The organism is Micromonospora sp. WMMD882 (assembly GCF_027497255.1).
Lineage (GTDB): Bacteria > Actinomycetota > Actinomycetes > Mycobacteriales > Micromonosporaceae > Micromonospora.
Map to the genome: position 1 here is coordinate 5,052,961 of NZ_CP114903.1, position 17,914 is coordinate 5,070,874.

Consider the following 17,914-nt stretch of genomic DNA (forward strand, 5'->3'; position numbering starts at 1 on the left):
TCATCTTTGAACCCACGCCCGTGCTACCGAACGTCATGATCGGGGCACGCTCCGAGAGGGGTTCGACGCTGATGACCATGGCCCGCGAGGAGACCGTCACCCGACTTCGTCACCCCTTCCACGCCGACGCCGACGGGGTCACCCGGCCCCCCGGCCCGGAGAAACACCCCTACTACGGGCGCTTCGCCGCCTCCGGTTCCGGGGTGGTGCCGATCGTCCGTCAGGTCAACGGCGAGCCCGTGCCGGCATTGCTGATCTGCCGGTACGCGGACGTCAAGGAGGTGCTGCGCCGGCAGGACGTCTTCTCCCGGGCCGCCGCCCGGCACGCGGACCCGATCGACCTGACCGGGATCATGCTCGGCATGGACGGAGCCGAGCACGCCCGGATCCGCGGCACGGTGAAGGAGCACTTCACCCGGCCGGCGGTGCACGCCCTGGCCGCGCGCGTCGGAGCCGAGGCCGCCGCCCAGCTCGCCGCGATGGTCGCCCAAGGCCGGCCGGTCGACCTGCTCGGCGAGTTCGCGGTTCCGTTCACCCTGCACGCCATCTGTGACCTGCTGGGCCTGCCGCCCGCCGACCGGGCGCGGTTCCGTCGGTGGGGCGAGGCGTACCTGGCCGACAGCGAGCTGACCCGGGACGAGGCGGCCCGCGCCGCGCAGGAGATGGGCGCGTACCTCTGGGAGCAGATCGAGCGGCGGCGTGGCTGCCCGGCCGGCGACCTGCTCACCCAGATCGCCGAGGCCGCCGCCGCCGAGACGGTCGACACCCAGGTCAAGCTGCCGATGTCGCTGGTGGTGGGCGGTTGGGAGACCACCGCCAACTCCATCGCCACCTTCGTGCACGTGCTGCTGAGTCGGCCCTACCGGGGGTACGCGACGGCGTGGGGCTACCTGCGCGACCATCCGGGGAAGCTGGACGGGGCGGTCGGCGAGCTGGAACGCCTGTACTCCACCGCGAACGCCGACAACATGCCCCGTCGGGCGGTGGCGGACGTGACGCTGCCCAGCGGGGCCCGGCTGCGCGCCGGGGACGTCGTGATCCCGTCGCACGACGCGGCGAACCGCGACCCGGAGGTCTTCCCGGATCCGGAGCGGATGGATTTCGACCGGGACCCCAATCCGCATCTCTCCTTCGGGTACGGCCCGCACTACTGTCTGGGCGCGCACCTGGGCGCCCTGGAGGTGCGGATCGCCCTCGGGCTGCTTCTGCGTGAGCTGCCCGGACTGCGGCTGGCGGTGCCCGCCGAGCAGGTGCGCTGGCGGTCCGGGCATTCGATCCTCGGCCCGGAGGAGCTGCCGGTGCGGTGGTGACGACCGGTCAGCAGGGGCCGTAGCCCTCGTCGAAGAGGCGTTCGGCGTAGTCGGCGTACCCGGCGATGGTCTTGCGCACCGTCCGCCCGTCGTGCAGGAAGAGGTAGGCGCGGTCGCCGCGCCGGGCGAGCAGACCGTCGAACCGGTACGTCCCCTGCGGCGCGGTGAGCCGGGTCAGCGCGGGGAAGCGGGACGACACTTCGCTGACCGGCGTGCCGACGGTGATGCCTTCCGGGGTGCGGACCGGCGGGCTCACCCAGAGCAGCACCAGCCGGTCGTCGTAGAAGATCGGGCTGGCCGTGTCGTGTCCGGTCAGCGTCGGACCGCAGGACTCGGCGGACGTCCGCAGCATCCCGCGTTCGGTGAGCTCCTGCTCGGTGTCGCCGAACTCGACGCCGGGCAGCCCGGCGAGGTCGATCACCGCGTCGGTGGCCGGTTCCGCCGGCTCGACAGGTGGTTGTGGACGGACGCCGCTGCCGGCGACCGAGGCGGCCGTCAACAGCGCCGCGATGAACAAGAATTGCCGCAATGTCATGAAATCCCCCAGTCCCCAACGGAGCGGGGCCTGCGAGGTTGCTGCTCTGCGGCGTTTTGCCGGTATTCCCACTCTTCGGCCAGCTCGTCCCAATAATCGGCGGAGAGTCGACGACGTCCCTGCGCCAGCCAGCCCTCGTTGCTGCCCGCCTGGTGCAGGCCCAGCTCGGCGAAGGGATCGATCCACCGGCCGGGCTCCGCGCCGATCCGGGCCAGCGCGGCGTTGATCGGCCACCCCGCCCGGGGCCCGTCGAGGGCCGTGTCGGAGCAGGGCCCCCAGCTCACCGCGCCGTCCAGCCACACCACCGCCGCCTGGCGTCGGCCGCCGCCGGCGAACTCCGCCTCCAGGTACGCCACCGGAGCGTGCCGCGACCAGCGCGCCAGCAGGTCGCTCAACGCCGGGGAGAACACCAGGTGGAACGGGTGCTCCGGGGTCGGCGGCCCGGGGACGAAATCGGGCCGGGCGCCGGTCAGCTCCTCGACGAGTTGCGGGGTGACGGGCAACAGGGCGAAGTCCTGGCGGAGCGCGGCGAGGACCGCGTGATCGAGGTCGGTGGTCTGCTCCCCGAGCAGCTCGACGTCGGCCACGATCGCGCTGAGCTGGTAGCTCATCCGGTGCGCGGGCGGCCCGGCCCGCAGGCGTCGACAGTCACGCCGGCCATTGAACCGCATTTCGACGTACCCCGTGACCCAGCGTGAGGCACGCACGGAGCGGAAGGGCCGGACCATGGCCGGGTGGCGGCCGGGTGGCGGCCCGGTCGGGATGGCGGCGCGGGGTGAGGGCACGGGGTGGCGGCACGGGGTGGCGTGGCACGGGGTAAGGGGTGCCGGAGCGGGCGCTTTGGAGCTGCCCCGGCTGCGCTACCGCCGCCGGCGCGGGTGGGCCGACGAACGAGGCCGGCCGCGGGTGGGCCGACGAACGAGGCCGGCCGTGGGCGACCACGACCAGCCTCGCTGACGTCACCCGCTCAGCAGGTGGTGTTGCGGCCCGGCACCCAGCCGTCCTGGGACGGGGCCTCGGCGCCGTGGCCGTACAGCCAGACGTCGTCGTCGAGCGCCCAGACCTGGCCGTGCCAGCGGAACCCGCGCCCGGCGGTCAGGGTCCGCAGGACGTGGCTGTGCGGCGCGGCCCGCAGCCAGGTGTTCTCCTTCAGGTTGCAGACGATGCCCCACGCGTCGCTCGCCGAGGCCGGCGTGGCGACCGCCATCGAGCCGGCCAGAACGACGGTCATGGCCGTCATTACGTGCAGAAGTCGGCGTTTCACCGGTGTCCTTTCGGTGTGACCTATGACGATCTCCGATTGTGGTGGAGACCTTCCCGGGGCGGTACGGAGGCCTCCCCAACGCGTCAGCTCGACGTGAAACGCCTGGTGACCGTCACGCCGGGGTCCGCACCGCGACGACGACGGTCTTCGAGGCCGTCCGGCCGTCGACGGTCGTCGCCGTGAGCTTCACCGGGTAGTCGCCGTCGGCGGCGTACTGGTGGGTGGGCTCGTAGCTGGTCGACGTCGTGCCGTCACCGAACTCCCACAGGTACGACATCGGGCCGGTGCGCCCGGGGTCGGCCGACAGGTTGCCGAAGCTGACGACGTCGTGGACGGTGGGGTTGGGGGTCCGGACGACGAAGTCCGCCACCGGGTCCGGCGCGACCGCCAGGTCGAAACCGACCTTCCCGTTGGACGGCTCCGCGGTGCAGCACCCGCTCTCGGTGACCTGGAAGTGGTACGTCGTGCCCGCCTCGGCCCGGAAGGTGAGCCGGGACGAGCAGCCGATCGGGGTCAGGTCGGTAAGCGACGTGCCGGTGTGGACGACCACGCCGCCCCAGTAGTTCATCGACGCGGTGAGCGACCGGGTGACCGTCGGGGTGTACGAGAACCAGACCGTCTTCCTCATCGGGCCGCAGGAGGCGGTGGGCTCGCCGGCCTCCATGCTCGCGGCGTCCAGAGCCGCCAGGTACGAGAAGGGCACCCGTCCGATGGTGGTCGCGTCGGCGAAGTTGTCGTTCGCGGGCGCGGTCGCCTCGTCGACGGACAGCTTCAGCCGGCCCACCTCGTCGTCGAAGTACGCGACGACCAGGAGGTAGTAGGTGGTGCCGGCGGTCGCCGGGAAGGTGATCCGGGAGTTGATCCGGTCCCTTCCGTCGTCGTAGTCGTAGTTGCAGGCCTGCTGGGTCAGCGCCCCCCGGGCGCCGGTCCAGGCGGAGAGCACCGTCGAGTACCCGCTCCCGGCGGTGGTCGCCCGGATCAGCATGTCCCGGTCCGGGGTGAAGGCGAACCAGACCGACCGGTTGGCGTGGCACCCCTGCGGGTCGCTCGGGTCGGCGGTCGCGGCCTTGGTGGCCTGGGCCGTGCTGAACGGCAGGCTGCTGATCGTCGTGGCGTTGGCGAAGTCGTCGTTGGAAGGCGCCGCGAAGGCTGCTGCCGGCCGGACGCCGACCAGAGCCACCAGAACGGCCAGGGCTACGGCACATCGGATCAGCACCCGTTCGACCATGAGCTCTCCTCGTCGTGATCCTATGTGGACGGACATGAGCGTAGCAATACGACCACTGAAAGTGATGGCCGTTGAGGGTCGTTCGTGTTCCGGCGAACGGCGGATACCGCCGACCCCCACCTACGGCTACGGCGTGCCCTGCCCTGCCCGGCACCCCTTGATCGACTCCAGATCCAGGATGTGGGGCTGTCAAAGCAGCCCCAGGGGCTCCACTTCCAGGAAGTGAAGTCAGGCAGGGACGCCGGACGCCGCCGTGCGGGTGTTCGGCCACGACAGGCCGGACCCTGGCCCACCCCGTACCGGGGTATCCCCTCCCACCTGGCTCCACAGCGTGACGCCCTGCTCCGGACCGTCTCCCTACCGTCTGCCCCGTCACCACGGACGAGACGGAGGGAGACGGACGGATGCCCCACAGGAGCACCACCAGGTCCAGGCCCGGGACTGCCACCATCGCCCCGGCCAGCGAGTTCACGCCCCTGCTGCACGCCGTACGGGAACGGGGACTGCTCGGCCGGCGCACCGGCTGGTACGCGCGAACCATCGTGACCAACGCGCTCGGCCTGGCCGCCGTCGTCGCCGCCATGGCGGTGATCGGCGACTCGTGGTGGGTGCTCGGGCTCGCTCCCGTCCTGGCCGTCCTCACCGCCCGGACGGCGTTCGTCGGACACGACGCGGGCCACGCCCAGATCAGCGGCGACCGGGCCACCAACCGCCGCATCGGGCTCGTCCACGGCAACCTGCTGCTCGGCATGAGCTACGCCTGGTGGAACGACAAACACAACCGCCACCACGCCAACCCCAACCACGTCGACAAGGACCCGGACGTCGTCGCGGACGTCCTCGTCTTCACCGGCCGGCAGGCCGCCGACCGCACCGGCTTCCGGGCCTGGCTGACCCGCCGCCAGGCGTGGCTGTTCTTCCCGCTCACCCTCCTCGAAGGGCTCGCCCTGAAAGTGAACGGGATCCGGTACCTGCGCCGGCAGACCGGCCGCGAACGCCTGGTGGAGGGCACGCTCATCGTGGCCCACCTGGTCGGCTACGTCACCCTGCTGCTGACCACCATGCCGCCCGCGCACGCCCTCGCCTTCGCCGCCATCCACCAGGCCCTGTTCGGGCTGCACCTGGGCCTGGCCTTCGCGCCCAACCACAAGGGGATGGAGATGCCCGACCCGGACGGCGAGAAGTGGGGACACCTGCGCCGCCAGGTGCTCACCTCCCGCAACGTGCGGGGTGGCGTCCTCACCGACTGGTTCCTCGGCGGCCTGAACTACCAGATCGAGCACCACCTGTTCCCCAGCATGCCCCGCCCGCACCTGAGGCTCGCGCAGCCTTTGGTGCGGGCCCACTGCCGCGACCTGGGCATCCCGTACGCGGAGACCGGCCCGGTCGACTCCTACCGGCAGGCGCTGCGGCACCTGCACGAGGTCGGAGAGCCGCTGCGCGACCCGTCGCCCGTAGGGTGAGGCCCATGACCTCGACGGTGGGGGAGCGCGGGCGCGCGCTGCTCGCGGGGGCGTCCCGCCGGTGGGTACGGCCGCTGCCGTGGGTGGTGGCGTTCGCGCTGTCCGTCTCCCTGCTGCCCGTCACCATCCACGTGCTCAGCGTCGACTACGGCCTGAACGGCGGCGTCGCGAGCGGGCTGGCCGTCGCGCAGACCGCGCCGCTGCTGCTGGCCGTCGTCCGCCCGCTGCCGGCCTGGTACGTGATCCTCGGCGCGGACGTGGTCGGGGCGCTCCTCGTGCTCGCCGTCGGCTTCGACGAGCAACACGTCTGGCCGTTCCCGCCCCCGCAGATCGTCGGGTACGTCGGCCTCTGCCTCGCGCTGGGCCTGCGCGAGCCGCGCCGGACCCTGCTGCGGGTGTGGCTGGCGACGGTGGCCGCCGGCGTCGGCCTGGGCCTCGTCGCGCCCGGCGGCACGGGCAGCAGCACCCTGATGGTCATCCTCGGCGGCGTCGCGCTGCTGCTCGCCGGAGCGCTCCGCGAGTGGTACGACGTGCAGCGCGAACTGACCGAACAGAAGACCATCAGCGAGACCGAGCGTGGTCGGCGCACCCTGCTGGAGGAACGCGCCCGGATCGCCCGTGAGCTGCACGACGTCGTCGCGCACCATATGTCCGTGATCACCGTGCAGGCCGACACCGCCGCGTACCGCCTGCCCGGGCTGCCGCCGGACGTGCGGGACGAGTTCACGTCGATCGCGACCACCGCCCGCCAGTCGCTCGGTGAGATGCGGCGGCTCCTCGGCGTACTGCGGAACGAGGAGACGCAGGGCGAGCTCGCCCCCCAGCCGGACCTGACGCGGCTCGGCAAACTGGTGGAGGCGACGGCGCGGGCCGGCGTACCGGTGGAGTTCACCCCCGGCGGCGCTGACGTGCCCGAGGCGCACGGGCTCGCCGCGTACCGCATCGTCCAGGAGGCCCTGGCCAACGTCGTACGGCACGCGCCCGGCGCGCCGACCCGGGTGTCGGTGACGGCGGACGGGGAGCTGCTCACCGTCCTCGTCGTCAACGGGCCGTCGCCCGTGCCGCCCGCCGCGCCGCTGGAGGTGGGCGACACCGGGCACGGCCTGGTCGGCATGCGTGAGCGGGTACGCATCCTCGGCGGCGCCCTCGACGCGGGGCCGCTGCCGGACGGCGGGTTCCGGGTCGCCGCCCGACTGCCCCTGACCGTTCCGCTTGACGTTCCCCTGGACGGGAGGGACCGCACGTGACGACGCGCGTGATCATCGTGGACGACCAGGCGATGGTGCGGGCCGGCTTCGCCGCGCTGCTCGCCGCCCAGACCGACATCGACGTGGTGGGCGAGGCCCCCGACGGCGCGCAGGGCGTCGACCTCAGCCGCCGCACCCGCCCCGACGTGGTGCTGATGGACGTCCGGATGCCCGAGATGGACGGCCTGGAGGCGACCCGCCGGCTGCTGTCGCCCCCGCCGGGCGTGGCGCACCGGCCGCGCGTGCTGATGCTCACCACGTTCGACATCGACGACTACGTCTACGAGGCGCTGCGGGCCGGCGCGAGCGGATTTCTGCTCAAGGACGCGCCGCCGGTCGACCTCATCGCCGCCGTACGCATCGTGGCCGCCGGCGACGCGCTGCTCGCCCCGTCGGTGACCCGCCGGCTCATCGCCGACTTCGTCCGGCAGCGACCGGTGACCCGGGGACGGCCCGCGCTGCGGCTCAAGGCCCTGACCGAACGCGAGACCGAGGTGCTCGTCCTGGTGGCGCGCGGCCGGTCCAACGCGGAGATCGCGGAGACGCTGATCCTGGCCGAGCAGACGGTGAAGACGCACGTGAGCAGGATCTTCACCAAGCTCGACCTGCGCGACCGCGCCCAGGCGGTGGTGTTCGCGTACGAGTCGGGCCTGGTCGCCCCGGGCGAGTAGACCCCCAACTTCTCCGGGCGGCTGGCGGCTACTCCTCGTCGGCCCTGGGACGGATCAAACGGTCCCGCCCGTACCGAGACCCTCTGGGACCCAGCCCACCACTTCGGTGCCACCGGGAGGAAGCCTTGACAACCGCCGACCGAAACCGAGACCAACAGCGCAAACGCCCGGTCGATCCGTACGGATCGACCGGGCGTTTGCGCTGTTCCCGAGCGGTGGCGGCCTGATTTGAACCCGCAGAAGGCGTACATCCCTCACATGCTTTCGTTGTCTGTCTACCAGCGTCCGACAACGAACAACCGCGTCTGGCCAGTAGGGATGCAGACCTGTTGCAGCCCCAAGCGAACGGTCAGGTACGTCTACGAACTAGACTGCAATCGAGACGAGTGGCCATGGCGAAGCGGCACGTAGGGCCCACTCCGCGTTCGGCAGCGATTCCACACGATGAGCCCAGAGGCAGGGCAGCTGGCAGCCCGGCCTGGTCCAACAGAACCCGACTAATGCGCGGCATACTCTAACGTCAGATAGCTATCAGCGGCATAGAATCCTACTTCGAACCACCGGAAAAAACCCTCATGGCCAAGCAGTGGGAATTCGCCTTGCCAGTCCGGCACAAAGCAGACAGGGGCGTACCACGAAAGCTCTCCAATTGACAAATTTACTTGAGTCATGAATCCGGTATAAAGATGCGAGCCAGCATAGAATGGCGTAACTGGATCACAGTCGCCAAGATCGATTCCCAGCAGCTCGGCCACGCTTGCATCAAATCGGTTATGTATCGCACCCGAATCAACGAGGCATAAGAAATTCGTGTTAGAAATTCCTTCAATCGTAACCGGCACAACGGGACGTGGATATTGGTCGGGCAATACGAAGTAGTCGAACTTCACAGACGGTCAGACCGTCCGTTTCCGATGGGGACCGGAAATGTTAGATCCACCGTCAAATTATTATCGCGTAGATACTTTATCACTTCGGCCGGAGTGTTCCCCGAATAAACAACTACCGATCCTCGAACCGCGACCCACTTACCGCGGTAGGCGCGAAGGCCCTGGCCAAGGGTCCGCAGATCAACGTTCCCGGCAGGTCGCGGCGAATCAGAATGGCTCTCACCAGACCTCCGCGCGGAATACTGTGCAACCACAGAGGTTTGCAGTGCCCAATCCCAGTCAACCCCGCCCTTCCCGGCACCAGAACGCCGGGCAGCACCTAAGGGAACGCCGCTCCAACCCTTGTTTCCAACAACAGGAGATCGCCGCACACTCCCACCGGGAGTCGACTCCCGCGCCACACTGGACCAGGACTTTTCGGGTCGAGAACTTCTATTCCAGTTCATTCACTCCCCCTCCTGAGCCCGCTTCCCGAAGTGGTCGTCACGCAAATGTTCCAGTTTTTCAATTAACGATTGTACATCAGACGGCCAGAGTTGTACACGGAGTCGAGTGACATCACTTGAGTCTGGCTTGCCGGAGATACTTATCCGACCGGCGGACATGTAGGCGATGACAGAGGTTGGATTGCCCTCTGCGTCATGTATCAACTTGTACCTAAACGACGTTAGGGGCGGAACTATCGCAAAGGACTTTTCGCGCCAAAGGGTAGCCAAGTTGGGCATTCCGCTCCGGAGATGGGTAACCCTGGACACAGCTTCGCCAGCCAAGTCCTCTTCATGTTCGGATGCCCACTCGCGGATAACTTCCTCGGGCGCATACTCAAATGCAAAGAAGAGGATCTGGTCGAGATTGTCAATCAGATCTTCAGCATCATCCAAGCCCGTTACCGCGAGGTCGCATCCATCCCCTACAACCTGGAGAGCCCTATACGGAAAATCTTCATGTAGCGCTAGCGCTATGGCATGCTTCCCAACAGCACTATCCACCTTTCGCACGAATTCCTCGAACGCGGCTCGGGGAACTGTCAACGGCGTAAAGAAGTTCGACACGCTTACTAGAGTAGACCGTAGACGCCTCGCAGGCACAGAGGTTGGGCGTGTAGAAGCTAGGTCACCTCATGTGCTCAGGCCGTGCGACAGGTACGCTGGGTACAAGCAGGTCGAGATATTCGGGCCAGCCGTAGGTCTCCATCTGATCGGCCAGCCTGGTCATGCCATCACGTCACACCGGTCGTTCCCCGCTCCGATGGCCGAGTTATCGCGTAGACACGCTGGCGGCTGATCCCGCTCCAGCCGCATCCGGATCTCGTGCGCACCCATCAGCCTTACCCCTCGGCCGTTCCTCTCTCCTTGACGTAGACGCCGGCACCGGGGAGCGAATCGGTGAGGCCGTTCATCTTCAAGATCAGGAAGACTCGGTCGGCGACGAAGCTGGAGACCTCGTACTCCTCGCAGAGTTGAGCGCGGCTGGGCAGTCGGGAGCCCGGTGGAAACTCCCCGGACGTGATTCGCCTGGTCAGGTCTTCGGCAACGCGTTGGTAGGCGTACTGCGGTGGCACTGGTCGGTTCCTCTCACGGTCGGCACCTGAGAGTGAACCACCCATGGACAGAGCTTGACTATCAATGGAAAGCCATGGCAGGTTTGTCGACAGGTCCTCACGGTCGGCAAGCCAGCGGGGACTGAGGGTGAGATCCCGGCTGCGGGAACTGCGCTGACAGCAGCCGGGGTCTGCCCGGGGGCCTTCCAGCGCCCACCACGGATCCGCTCTCCTCCTGACCTACAGTCGAAAGGCAGGTTCCCGTGAAAGACCTCATCGGACGACTCTTCGGCTGGCGTACCGTCCGGCATCGGCCTCCCGACGGCGTTCCCTACCGGTCCCGGCACTGTCTGCCGCTCTACCCGGCGCAGGTCCGCGACCGCCGGTTCCGGCGGACCCGGCTGGGCCGGCGGGGTCTGGACCCGGAGGACGTGCGGCGTTTCCTCGACCGGGTGGCCCTGGAGTTGGCCGCCGCGCAGGAGGCCGCCGATCGGGCCCGCCGGGAGACCGCGCACGTCAAGGACGCGCTGCGACGGTGGCAGTCCGAGCAGGCCCGCATCCGCAACAGCCGCGCCCTGTACCGGTGAACGTCGCCGAGCTGCCGATCGGGCGGCGGGTGGCGCACTGGCGGGCCCGGCGACGCATGACGCAGCAGATGTTGGCCGACCGGCTCGGCAAGTCCAAGAGCTGGGTCGACAAGGTCGAACGGGGCGTCCGCGCCCTCGACCGGCTGACGGTGGTCCGGGAGGTGGCCGAGGCGCTCCGCGTCGACCCGGCGGTGCTGCTCGGCCGGTCCCTGCCGCCGGCCGCCGAGGGGGACGCCACCACCGCCGGGCGTCACCAGGTCGACGCGGTCCGGGCCGCCCTCGCCCGCTACGACTTCACCCCACCCGGACGTATTCACCAGCCGACGGTGCCGGTCACCGAGCTGCGCCGACGGGTGGGGCACGCCTGGTTGACGTACCAGCACGCGCACTACCCGCAACTGCTGCGGATACTGCCGGGCCTGCTCCGGGACGTGCAGCGCGCCCACGCCGCGCAGCCGGAACGCCCGGCGGACCTGCTGGTGCAGGTGTACCGGGCCACCTCGTCGGTGCTGGTCAAGCTCGGGCAGGCCGAGCTGGCCTGGCTGGCCGCCGACCGGGCGCTGACGGTGGCCGCCGGTGATCCGCTGCTCGCCGCCGTCGCCGCGATCCCGCTCGCTCAGTCGTTACGGGCGCTGGGCGGGGACCGGCTGGCGTTGGCGGTGGCGCTCGCCGCCGGCCACTCGATCGCCGCCCCGAGGCCGGAGGACAGCACGCCGGGGGAGTTGTCGGTGCTCGGGACGTTGCTGCTCCAGGCGGCGTTGGCGGCGGCCAGCCGGGGCGACCCGTCCGGCGTGCAGGAACTCACCGACCAGGCGGCCGGGATCGCCGAGCTGGTCGGGGACGGTCACGACCACCACTGGACGTGCTTCGGCCGTACCGCCGTCGAGTTGGCCCGGATCGCGGCGGCGGTCGAACTCGGCGACGCCGCAGGCGCGATCAGCCGACACGAGAAGATCACCGGCGAGGACCAGTGGGTACGGCTGCCGGCCGAACGTCGCGCCGCGTACCTGGTGGACGCCGCGCGGGCGTACCTCCAGGTCGGTGAGCTGGCCGCTGCCGGCCGGCTGCTGCTGGACGCCGACCGGGTCGCGCCGGCCGAGATCCGGTCCCGGCCTGCCGCGCGTACGGTGATCGCCGCCGTGGCGCGCGGCGGACCGGCCACCGCCGGTGTCGCGCACCTGGCCAGCGTGCTCGGGATCGCCTGATGAAGCGGCGTTTCCTGATCGAGCTGCCGGTGCTCGCCGAGGACCTGGACACCGCCGCCCGGGTCGCCCGGGTCGTGGCCCGTTCGTTGAGCTTCCACCGCCTGGTCGAGTGCGACGAGGTCACCGTCACCGCCGCCGACCATCCGACGGTACGGCAGGAAGCCTTCTGCCCGCGTCGACTGCCCACCGGCCGCCGCTGCCTGCTGCGCCCTGGGCATGACGCCCCCTGCGCCCGACGCCTGCCCCGCTGACCCGGGTCGACCCTGCTCCGGCGGTCCAGATCCAGGATGTGGGGGTGTCCGCCCGACGCGAAGGCCCCTTATCCAGGAAGTGGAGTGGATCAAGAAACGGAAAGGCCGGCCCCGTCGGGGCCGGCCGTGACACGAGCGGAGGATACGAGATTCGAACTCGTGAGGGTGTTAACCCAACACGCTTTCCAAGCGTGCGCCCTAGGCCTCTAGGCGAATCCTCCGCCGAACAGAGTACAGGTCCCGTCCGGCTCGTCCACCCCACCACCCCCTGAAGATCGTCACAGGGTCGGGTAGGCTGAGGCTACCTCCCGTGCGGCGGTATCTCGTGAACCTCCCCAGGGCCGGAAGGCAGCAAGGATAAGCGAGCTCTGCCGGGTGCACGGGAGGCCTTTTCGTCTCCGGGCACCGGTAGCCTCCTGCGGGTCAGCCAGGTCACGGGCCTGCGGGTCAGGTCGGGGCCGGGTCACGGCGGGGTGGGTGGTCACCTGCGGCGGGCCGGCGCAGAATGGCTCGGTCGAGAGGAGGCGGGACGGGTGGCACTGGCGCTCTACCGCAAGTACCGGCCGCGCACGTTCGCGGAGGTCATCGGGCAGGAGCACGTGACCGAGCCGCTGTCGCAGGCGCTGCGCAGCGGGCGGCTCAACCACGCGTACCTCTTCTCCGGGCCGCGCGGCTGCGGCAAGACCTCAAGCGCCCGGATCCTGGCCCGCTCGCTCAACTGCGAGCAGGGCCCCACCCCGGAGCCGTGCGGGCAGTGCGGCTCCTGCCGGTCGCTGGGCGGCGACGGGGCCGGCTCGATCGACGTCATCGAGATCGACGCGGCCAGCCACGGCGGCGTCGACGACGCCCGTGAGCTGCGCGAGAAGGCGTTCTTCGCGCCGGCCAACAGCCGCTTCAAGATCTACGTCATCGACGAGGCGCACATGGTCTCGTCGGCCGGCTTCAACGCCCTGCTCAAGCTGGTCGAGGAGCCTCCGGAGTACGTCAAGTTCATCTTCGCCACCACCGAGCCGGAGAAGGTCCTCGGCACCATCAAGTCGCGGACCCACCACTACCCGTTCCGGCTGATCCCGCCGAAGACGCTCCGGCCGTACCTGGAGCAGTTGTGCCAGGCGGAGGGGGTCACCGTCGATCCGGCGGTGTTCCCGCTGGTGGTCCGGGCCGGCGGTGGCAGCGCCCGGGACAGCCTCTCCGTGCTCGACCAGTTGATCGCCGGGGCCGGGCCGGAGGGCGTCAGCTACGCCCGCGCCGCCGCGCTGCTCGGCGTCACCGACGCCGGCCTGATCGACGAGATGTGCGACGCGCTCGCCGCCGGGGACGGCGCGGCGGCGTACGCCACCGTCGACCGGGTGGCCGAGGCCGGACACGACCCCCGCCGGTTCGCCTCCGACCTGCTCGAACGCCTCCGTGACCTGATCGTGCTCCAGCAGGTCCCGGACGCCGCCGACAAGGGCCTGATCGACGGCCCCGCCGACCAGATCGAACGGATGACCGCGCAGGCGCAGCGGCTCGGCCCGGCGACGCTGTCCCGCTGCGCGGACATCGTGCACAACGGCCTGGTCGAGATGCGCGGCACCACCGCGCCCCGGCTGCTGCTGGAGCTGGTCTGCGCCCGGATGCTGCTGCCCGGTGCCGACGACAGCGCCGGTGGCCTGCTGCAACGCCTGGAGCGGATGGAACGCCGCCTCACCCTGGGCGTTCCGGCCGTCGCCGCCGACTCCGCGCCGGTCGCCACCCCGGTCGCCCCCACCGCGGTCGCCCCCACCGCGCGGGTCGCCACCGCGCCGGTCGCCGCCACCCCGCCAGCGGTACGCGCCGAGCCCGCGCCGGCCCCGGTGACTCCCGCCGTGCCGCCGGAATCGGCGGTGGAGCGGGCCGCCGGGCCGCAGGCGGGACCGGACCGGGGTGTCGCGTCCGGCGCTGGACCGGACCGGGGTGTCGGGCCGGGGGCGGGACCGGTCCGGAACGCCGCCGCGGCCCAGCAGTCGACGTCGACCGAGCCGCGCCGGGTGCCGCCGCCGGAGGCGGTCATGCCCGATCCGGCGACGCCCGCCCCGCCCCGCCCCGACGCGCCCGTGCCGTCCGGCGCCCTCGACGCGGTCTCCGTACGCCGGGTCTGGGGTGACGTGGTCGGCAAGGTCAACCGGACCCACAAGAAGATCGCCGCGCTGATGCGGGACGCGGTCGTCCGGGACCTGGACGGCGACACCCTGGTGCTGACCGTGAAGTCGTCGGTGCTGGCCCGGATGCTTACCGATCACGCGCAGGTGCTCGCCGACGCCCTCTACGAGGAGTTGGGCGGGCGCTGGCAGATCCGTTGCGAGGTCGCCGGGCAGCGGTCCGGCGTGTCGTCGCCCGGCGGGGCGCGTCCGGCCGCCGCCCCGGCCCGTCCGCCGTCGGCCGCCGCCCCGGCCCCGCCACCGGCGTCCGCCGCTCCGGCCCCGTCCCCGGTCACGGCTCCGCCACCGGCGTCCGCCGCCCCGGCTCCGGCCCGGCCGGCGGCCACCCCGTCGAGCGTTCCCGGGCGGTCGGCGCCGGGGGAAGGATCGGCGGGTACGACGGCGAACGGGTCGGCCGACGTGTCCGACGACTGGCCCGAGCCGGCCCGGCCGGGTGGGAGCGTCACCACCAGCCCACCTGCCCCCTCGACACCGGACGCGTCGACCCCGGACGTGTCGACCCCGACCCCCGGGACCGCCACCGCCGTCCGGTCGGCCCTGCCCCGGCCCGCCGACAGCCCGGCGGCCCGACCCGCCGCGCCCACCCGGTCAGCCGGCGGCGCGCAGGTGAGCAGCGCGATCGCCGCCGCCCGTGCCGCCGCGCGGGGGAACCGGAGCGACCCGGCCGGGCGGGGTGACCTCGCCGGGCGGGGTGACCAGGCCGGGCGGCGGACCGCCGACAGCGAGTTCGCCGGGGAGCCACCGTACGACCCGGACTACGACGGTCCGCTGCGCGGCGGCGGCCGGACGGTCGGCACGCCGCAGCCGGCCGCGCCGAGCTTCGAGGGCTTCCACCCGGGGGACGAGCCGCTCGACGAGGTTGTCGACGAGCGGGCCGCCCGGCGGTCCAGCGAGGAGCAGGCGGCGCAATTGCTCCGCGAGGTCTTCGGCGCGGAGAAGATCGACGAGGTCGACGCGCGGTAGGCATCGACGAGGTCGATGCCCGCTAGGCCAAGTGGTGGTCGTTCACGTTGGGTGACCCTACGCGGGGTGGTCCTCTTCTCGGCGCGCCCTTTGCTCTGCACCCGGCTCCGCACCACCATTGCTGAGCAGGAGCTGCGGCAGAGCGGCGGCAGAGCGGCGGCGGTCGGGGCGGGAAGCTGCTGTTCACCGAGAGTGTCTGGTGCGTGGAAGGGTGCAGAGCAAAGGGGCGGAGGGGGTGGTTATCGGCCTGGATCGCGCCCAGGGTGAGCGCCGCGCGGCTGCCGGCATTCGAAGCGCACGGCGCCCCCTGGCGTGGCGCCGGTCAGGGGAGCCAGGCGGGCAGGCCGTGCGGGTGCCCCTCGGCGAGTCGCCGGGTCGGGCCGTCGCCGAGCCGGGCCAGCAGGCGGCAGCGGGGGCTGCGGGTCGGGTCCCGATCCGGGTACGGCTCGTACGCCAGGTACGCGACGGGGGCCTCCGCCCCGGCCAGGCGCTCGAGTTCGGCGTCCACCCGGGCCCACTCCTGCGCCGGGACGTACTGCTGCACCACCGAGTGCCAGACGACGGTCAGCGTCCCCGGGGTCGGCCGGATGCCGGCGAGGAAGTCGGCGGCCCCCGCCGTGACCACCGTCGCCGGCACCTGCCCGGCCACTTCCAGCGCCCCGGCCAGTCGGGCGGCCCGTTCGGTGTGCTCGGGCCAGACGTACGCCCGCAGCGTGAGCGCGCCGTCCGGGTCGGTCGGGTCGAGCGGTCGGGGGTCGCAGCCGAGCCGTTCCACCACGGTCAGCTCCGGGTACGCCGCGCCGGCCGCCCGCAGCCAGTCGGGCGGCGCGCCCCGCCAGGCGTCGGGGAGGCGCACCGGGGAGTCGACGGGCCCCCAGGCGAACCCGGGCGACTCCACCCGGAACCGGTCGGCGCGGAGGTTCAGCCCGGCGCTGGCGCCCAGCTCGACCAGGCGCACCGGCAGGTCACCCAGCTCGGTGACGGCGTGCAGCAGGCCGGCGATGAGCAGGCTGGCCCGGCCGACCTCGTTGGTCTGCGGTGGGCGGCGCAACCAGCCGCGCAGGGTGGCCGACTCCGCGTCGACCACGGCCCGGAACGCGGCCCAGCGGGCGTCCTCGTCACCGGGTCGGCACGTGCCGCCCGCGCTGGGGTAGTAGCGGGCCAGCTCCGGGGCGCGGCCGGCGAGGACGAGCGCGTGCACCCCGCCGAGCAGGCGCAACGGCAGCACTCCGGTGGTCGGCGTGTCCGCGTACTCCTTCAGGAGGGTGCCGCACGGCCCACCGGCGCGGATGTCGGCGGCGGCCCGGCGCAGCAGGTCGGCGTACCCGTCGGCGGCCATCTGCGCGCAGGCGTCGGCCTCCTCGTCCAGGTCCTGTGCCACCTGGTCCATGGACATCCGCCGCCTCCCCCGATCGACTCCGCTGATCCTCCGCCGGGACCTGCCGGCAGGGAAGCACCGCGCGGGGCGAGCCTGCTCACAGCGGATAGGCTGACGGCGGCCGAGTTGGACGAGCGCGAGAGGGAGTCATCCGTGCGCCCAGGTGGACAGCCGAACATGCAGCAGATGCTGAAGCAGGCGCAGAAGATGCAGCAGCAGATCGCCCAGGCCCAGGCGGAGCTGGCCGAGGCGGAGCTGACCGGCACCGCCGGCGGCGGGCTGGTCACCGCGACCGTCTCCGGCTCCGGCGAGCTGAAGTCGATCAGGATCGACCCGAAGGCGGTCGACCCGGAGGACGTGGAGACCCTGGAGGACCTGGTCGTCGCGGCCGTGCACAACGCCGCCGAGGCGGCCCGCGAGCTGACCGAGCAGAAGATGGGCCCGGTCGCGGGCGGTATGGGCGGCCTCGGCCTGCCCGGTTTCTGAGCCTGACCGCATGTACGAGGGTGCCATCCAGGATCTGATCGACGAGCTGGGGCGGCTGCCGGGCGTGGGCCCGAAGAGCGCCCAGCGGATCGCGTTCCACGTGCTGTCCGCCGATCCGGCGGACGTCAACCGGCTGGCCGGCGCGCTGCGCAAGGTCAAGGATCTGGTGCGGTTCTGCACGAGCTGCTACAACGTCGCCGAGAGCGAGCAGTGCCGGATCTGCCGCGACCCGCGCCGCACCGACGAGGTGCTCTGCGTGGTCGAGGAGCCCAAGGACGTGGTGGCGATCGAGCGGACCGGCGAGTTCCGGGGCCGCTACCACGTGCTCGGTGGGGCGATCAACCCGTTGGAGGGGATCGGCCCGGACAGCCTGCGCGTCCGGGAGCTGATGGCCCGGCTCGGCGGCGGGTCGGTCCGGGAGCTGATCCTGGCCACCGACCCGAACACCGAGGGTGAGGCGACCGCGACGTACCTGGCCCTGCTGGTGAAGCCGATGGGGATCGCGGTGACCCGGCTGGCCAGCGGTCTGCCGGTCGGCGGTGACCTGGAGTACGCCGACGAGATCACCCTGGGCCGGGCGTTCGAGGGACGGCGCGCGGTCTGACATGCGCGGGGTCGAGTCGACGGTCGATGTAACAAATTCGCATAGCTGAACCGGGGCGAACCAGGACCATTTCGGGCGGAAAACAGGGTCCTTCCGCGCTGGCCGCAGTGAC

At 71.3% G+C, this 17,914-nt stretch carries 18 protein-coding genes, 1 tRNA gene and 1 other RNA gene; 11 read left to right on the forward strand and 9 right to left on the reverse strand.

The window, feature by feature from the left end; all coding sequences use genetic code 11:
* The first annotated feature begins 71 nt into the window (after nt 1-71).
* Nucleotides 72-1,310 (forward strand): cytochrome P450, encoded by a 1,239-nt coding sequence (locus O7606_RS21620; RefSeq protein ID WP_281595853.1) that lies wholly within the window; start codon nt 72-74, stop codon nt 1,308-1,310.
* A gap of 7 nt (nt 1,311-1,317) precedes the next feature.
* Here the strand turns inward: O7606_RS21620 and O7606_RS21625 are convergent, their stop codons facing one another.
* From O7606_RS21625 to O7606_RS21640, 4 genes are all read right to left on the reverse strand, one after another.
* Complete coding sequence (locus O7606_RS21625) at nt 1,318-1,809, reverse strand: hypothetical protein (protein ID WP_348651172.1); 492 nt, start codon at nt 1,807-1,809, stop codon at nt 1,318-1,320.
* Nucleotides 1,810-1,841: 32 nt separating this feature from the next.
* Nucleotides 1,842-2,456: a hypothetical protein gene (locus tag O7606_RS21630; protein WP_281599794.1), complete on the reverse strand. Its 615-nt coding sequence runs from the start codon at nt 2,454-2,456 to the stop codon at nt 1,842-1,844.
* 356 nt (nt 2,457-2,812) lie between these two features.
* A complete protein-coding gene (locus tag O7606_RS21635) occupies nt 2,813-3,076 on the reverse strand; it encodes a hypothetical protein (protein ID WP_281595855.1) in 264 nt (87 codons plus the stop codon).
* Between the two features lie 145 nt (nt 3,077-3,221).
* Nucleotides 3,222-4,337, reverse strand: coding sequence for a PKD domain-containing protein (locus tag O7606_RS21640; protein WP_281595856.1), 1,116 nt, complete (start codon nt 4,335-4,337; stop codon nt 3,222-3,224).
* A 404-nt stretch (nt 4,338-4,741) separates the two neighbouring features.
* On the opposite strand from O7606_RS21640, the gene O7606_RS21645 reads away from it, so the two are divergent.
* The 3 genes from O7606_RS21645 to O7606_RS21655 are packed head-to-tail and all read left to right on the forward strand — an operon-like array spanning nt 4,742 to nt 7,718.
* The gene (locus O7606_RS21645) at nt 4,742-5,800 is read left to right on the forward strand and encodes an acyl-CoA desaturase (RefSeq protein WP_281595857.1); all 1,059 of its coding nucleotides are present in this window, start codon (nt 4,742-4,744) and stop codon (nt 5,798-5,800) included.
* Nucleotides 5,801-5,805: 5 nt separating this feature from the next.
* A complete protein-coding gene (locus O7606_RS21650; protein ID WP_281595858.1) occupies nt 5,806-7,047 on the forward strand; it encodes a histidine kinase in 1,242 nt (413 codons plus the stop codon).
* Nucleotides 7,044-7,718 carry a response regulator transcription factor gene (locus O7606_RS21655; protein ID WP_281595859.1) on the forward strand — a complete coding sequence of 225 codons (675 nt, stop codon included), beginning with the start codon at nt 7,044-7,046 and terminating at the stop codon, nt 7,716-7,718. Before O7606_RS21650 ends, O7606_RS21655 begins: the two co-directional genes overlap by 4 nt.
* 497 nt (nt 7,719-8,215) lie before the next feature.
* On the opposite strand, the gene O7606_RS21660 is transcribed toward O7606_RS21655, so the two are convergent.
* The 3 genes from O7606_RS21660 to O7606_RS21670 form a co-directional block, all read right to left on the reverse strand.
* A complete protein-coding gene (locus O7606_RS21660) occupies nt 8,216-8,608 on the reverse strand; it encodes a retropepsin-like aspartic protease (protein WP_281595860.1) in 393 nt (130 codons plus the stop codon).
* Nucleotides 8,609-9,054: 446 nt separating this feature from the next.
* Nucleotides 9,055-9,660 carry a hypothetical protein gene (locus O7606_RS21665; RefSeq protein WP_281595861.1) on the reverse strand — a complete coding sequence of 202 codons (606 nt, stop codon included), beginning with the start codon at nt 9,658-9,660 and terminating at the stop codon, nt 9,055-9,057.
* Nucleotides 9,661-9,935: 275 nt separating this feature from the next.
* A complete protein-coding gene (locus O7606_RS21670) occupies nt 9,936-10,214 on the reverse strand; it encodes a winged helix-turn-helix domain-containing protein (RefSeq protein ID WP_281595862.1) in 279 nt (92 codons plus the stop codon).
* Nucleotides 10,215-10,411: 197 nt separating this feature from the next.
* On the opposite strand from O7606_RS21670, the gene O7606_RS21675 reads away from it, so the two are divergent.
* Genes O7606_RS21675 through O7606_RS21685 form a run of 3 tightly spaced genes read left to right on the forward strand, consistent with a single transcriptional unit; the run spans nt 10,412 to nt 12,191 of the window.
* Nucleotides 10,412-10,735 carry a DivIVA domain-containing protein gene (locus tag O7606_RS21675; RefSeq protein ID WP_281595863.1) on the forward strand — a complete coding sequence of 108 codons (324 nt, stop codon included), beginning with the start codon at nt 10,412-10,414 and terminating at the stop codon, nt 10,733-10,735.
* Complete coding sequence (locus O7606_RS21680) at nt 10,732-11,940, forward strand: helix-turn-helix domain-containing protein (RefSeq protein WP_281595864.1); 1,209 nt, start codon at nt 10,732-10,734, stop codon at nt 11,938-11,940. The genes O7606_RS21675 and O7606_RS21680 overlap by 4 nt, the downstream gene beginning before the upstream one ends.
* On the forward strand, nt 11,940-12,191 hold the full coding sequence (locus tag O7606_RS21685) for a hypothetical protein (RefSeq protein ID WP_281595865.1): 252 nt from the start codon (nt 11,940-11,942) through the stop codon (nt 12,189-12,191). The genes O7606_RS21680 and O7606_RS21685 overlap by 1 nt, the downstream gene beginning before the upstream one ends.
* A gap of 136 nt (nt 12,192-12,327) precedes the next feature.
* Here the strand turns inward: O7606_RS21685 and O7606_RS21690 are convergent.
* Nucleotides 12,328-12,412 (reverse strand) — tRNA-Ser (locus O7606_RS21690).
* 81 nt (nt 12,413-12,493) lie between these two features.
* Here O7606_RS21690 and ffs point away from each other — a divergent pair.
* Nucleotides 12,494-12,583, forward strand: an RNA gene (gene ffs / locus O7606_RS21695) — signal recognition particle sRNA small type.
* A 141-nt stretch (nt 12,584-12,724) separates the two neighbouring features.
* Complete coding sequence (locus O7606_RS21700; RefSeq protein ID WP_281595866.1) at nt 12,725-15,334, forward strand: DNA polymerase III subunit gamma and tau; 2,610 nt, start codon at nt 12,725-12,727, stop codon at nt 15,332-15,334.
* Nucleotides 15,335-15,656: 322 nt separating this feature from the next.
* Here O7606_RS21700 and O7606_RS21705 read toward each other — a convergent pair whose 3' ends face one another.
* Nucleotides 15,657-16,730, reverse strand: a complete 1,074-nt coding sequence (locus O7606_RS21705) for a DUF2332 domain-containing protein (RefSeq protein ID WP_281595867.1) — start codon at nt 16,728-16,730, stop codon at nt 15,657-15,659.
* A gap of 159 nt (nt 16,731-16,889) precedes the next feature.
* On the opposite strand from O7606_RS21705, the gene O7606_RS21710 reads away from it, so the two are divergent.
* Nucleotides 16,890-17,198 (forward strand): YbaB/EbfC family nucleoid-associated protein, encoded by a 309-nt coding sequence (locus O7606_RS21710; RefSeq protein ID WP_281599795.1) that lies wholly within the window; start codon nt 16,890-16,892, stop codon nt 17,196-17,198.
* 10 nt (nt 17,199-17,208) lie between these two features.
* Entirely contained in the window at nt 17,209-17,802 is a 594-nt protein-coding gene (gene recR, locus O7606_RS21715) for a recombination mediator RecR (protein WP_281595868.1), read from the forward strand.
* The last annotated feature ends 112 nt before the right edge of the window (nt 17,803-17,914 follow it).

Bases quoted from the DNA above. Each gene is read 5' to 3' on its own strand.
- recR (WP_281595868.1), top strand. From the start codon at position 17,209: ATGTACGAGGGTGCCATCCAGGATCTGATCGACGAGCTGGGGCGGCTG.
- O7606_RS21640 (WP_281595856.1), bottom strand. From the start codon at position 4,337: ATGGTCGAACGGGTGCTGATCCGATGTGCCGTAGCCCTGGCCGTTCTG.
- O7606_RS21705 (WP_281595867.1), bottom strand. From the start codon at position 16,730: ATGTCCATGGACCAGGTGGCACAGGACCTGGACGAGGAGGCCGACGCC.
- O7606_RS21685 (WP_281595865.1), top strand. From the start codon at position 11,940: ATGAAGCGGCGTTTCCTGATCGAGCTGCCGGTGCTCGCCGAGGACCTG.
- O7606_RS21620 (WP_281595853.1), top strand. From the start codon at position 72: ATGACCATGGCCCGCGAGGAGACCGTCACCCGACTTCGTCACCCCTTC.
- O7606_RS21710 (WP_281599795.1), top strand. From the start codon at position 16,890: ATGCAGCAGATGCTGAAGCAGGCGCAGAAGATGCAGCAGCAGATCGCC.
- O7606_RS21645 (WP_281595857.1), top strand. From the start codon at position 4,742: ATGCCCCACAGGAGCACCACCAGGTCCAGGCCCGGGACTGCCACCATC.
- O7606_RS21635 (WP_281595855.1), bottom strand. From the start codon at position 3,076: ATGACCGTCGTTCTGGCCGGCTCGATGGCGGTCGCCACGCCGGCCTCG.
- O7606_RS21650 (WP_281595858.1), top strand. From the start codon at position 5,806: ATGACCTCGACGGTGGGGGAGCGCGGGCGCGCGCTGCTCGCGGGGGCG.
- O7606_RS21670 (WP_281595862.1), bottom strand. From the start codon at position 10,214: ATGGGTGGTTCACTCTCAGGTGCCGACCGTGAGAGGAACCGACCAGTG.
- O7606_RS21630 (WP_281599794.1), bottom strand. From the start codon at position 2,456: ATGAGCTACCAGCTCAGCGCGATCGTGGCCGACGTCGAGCTGCTCGGG.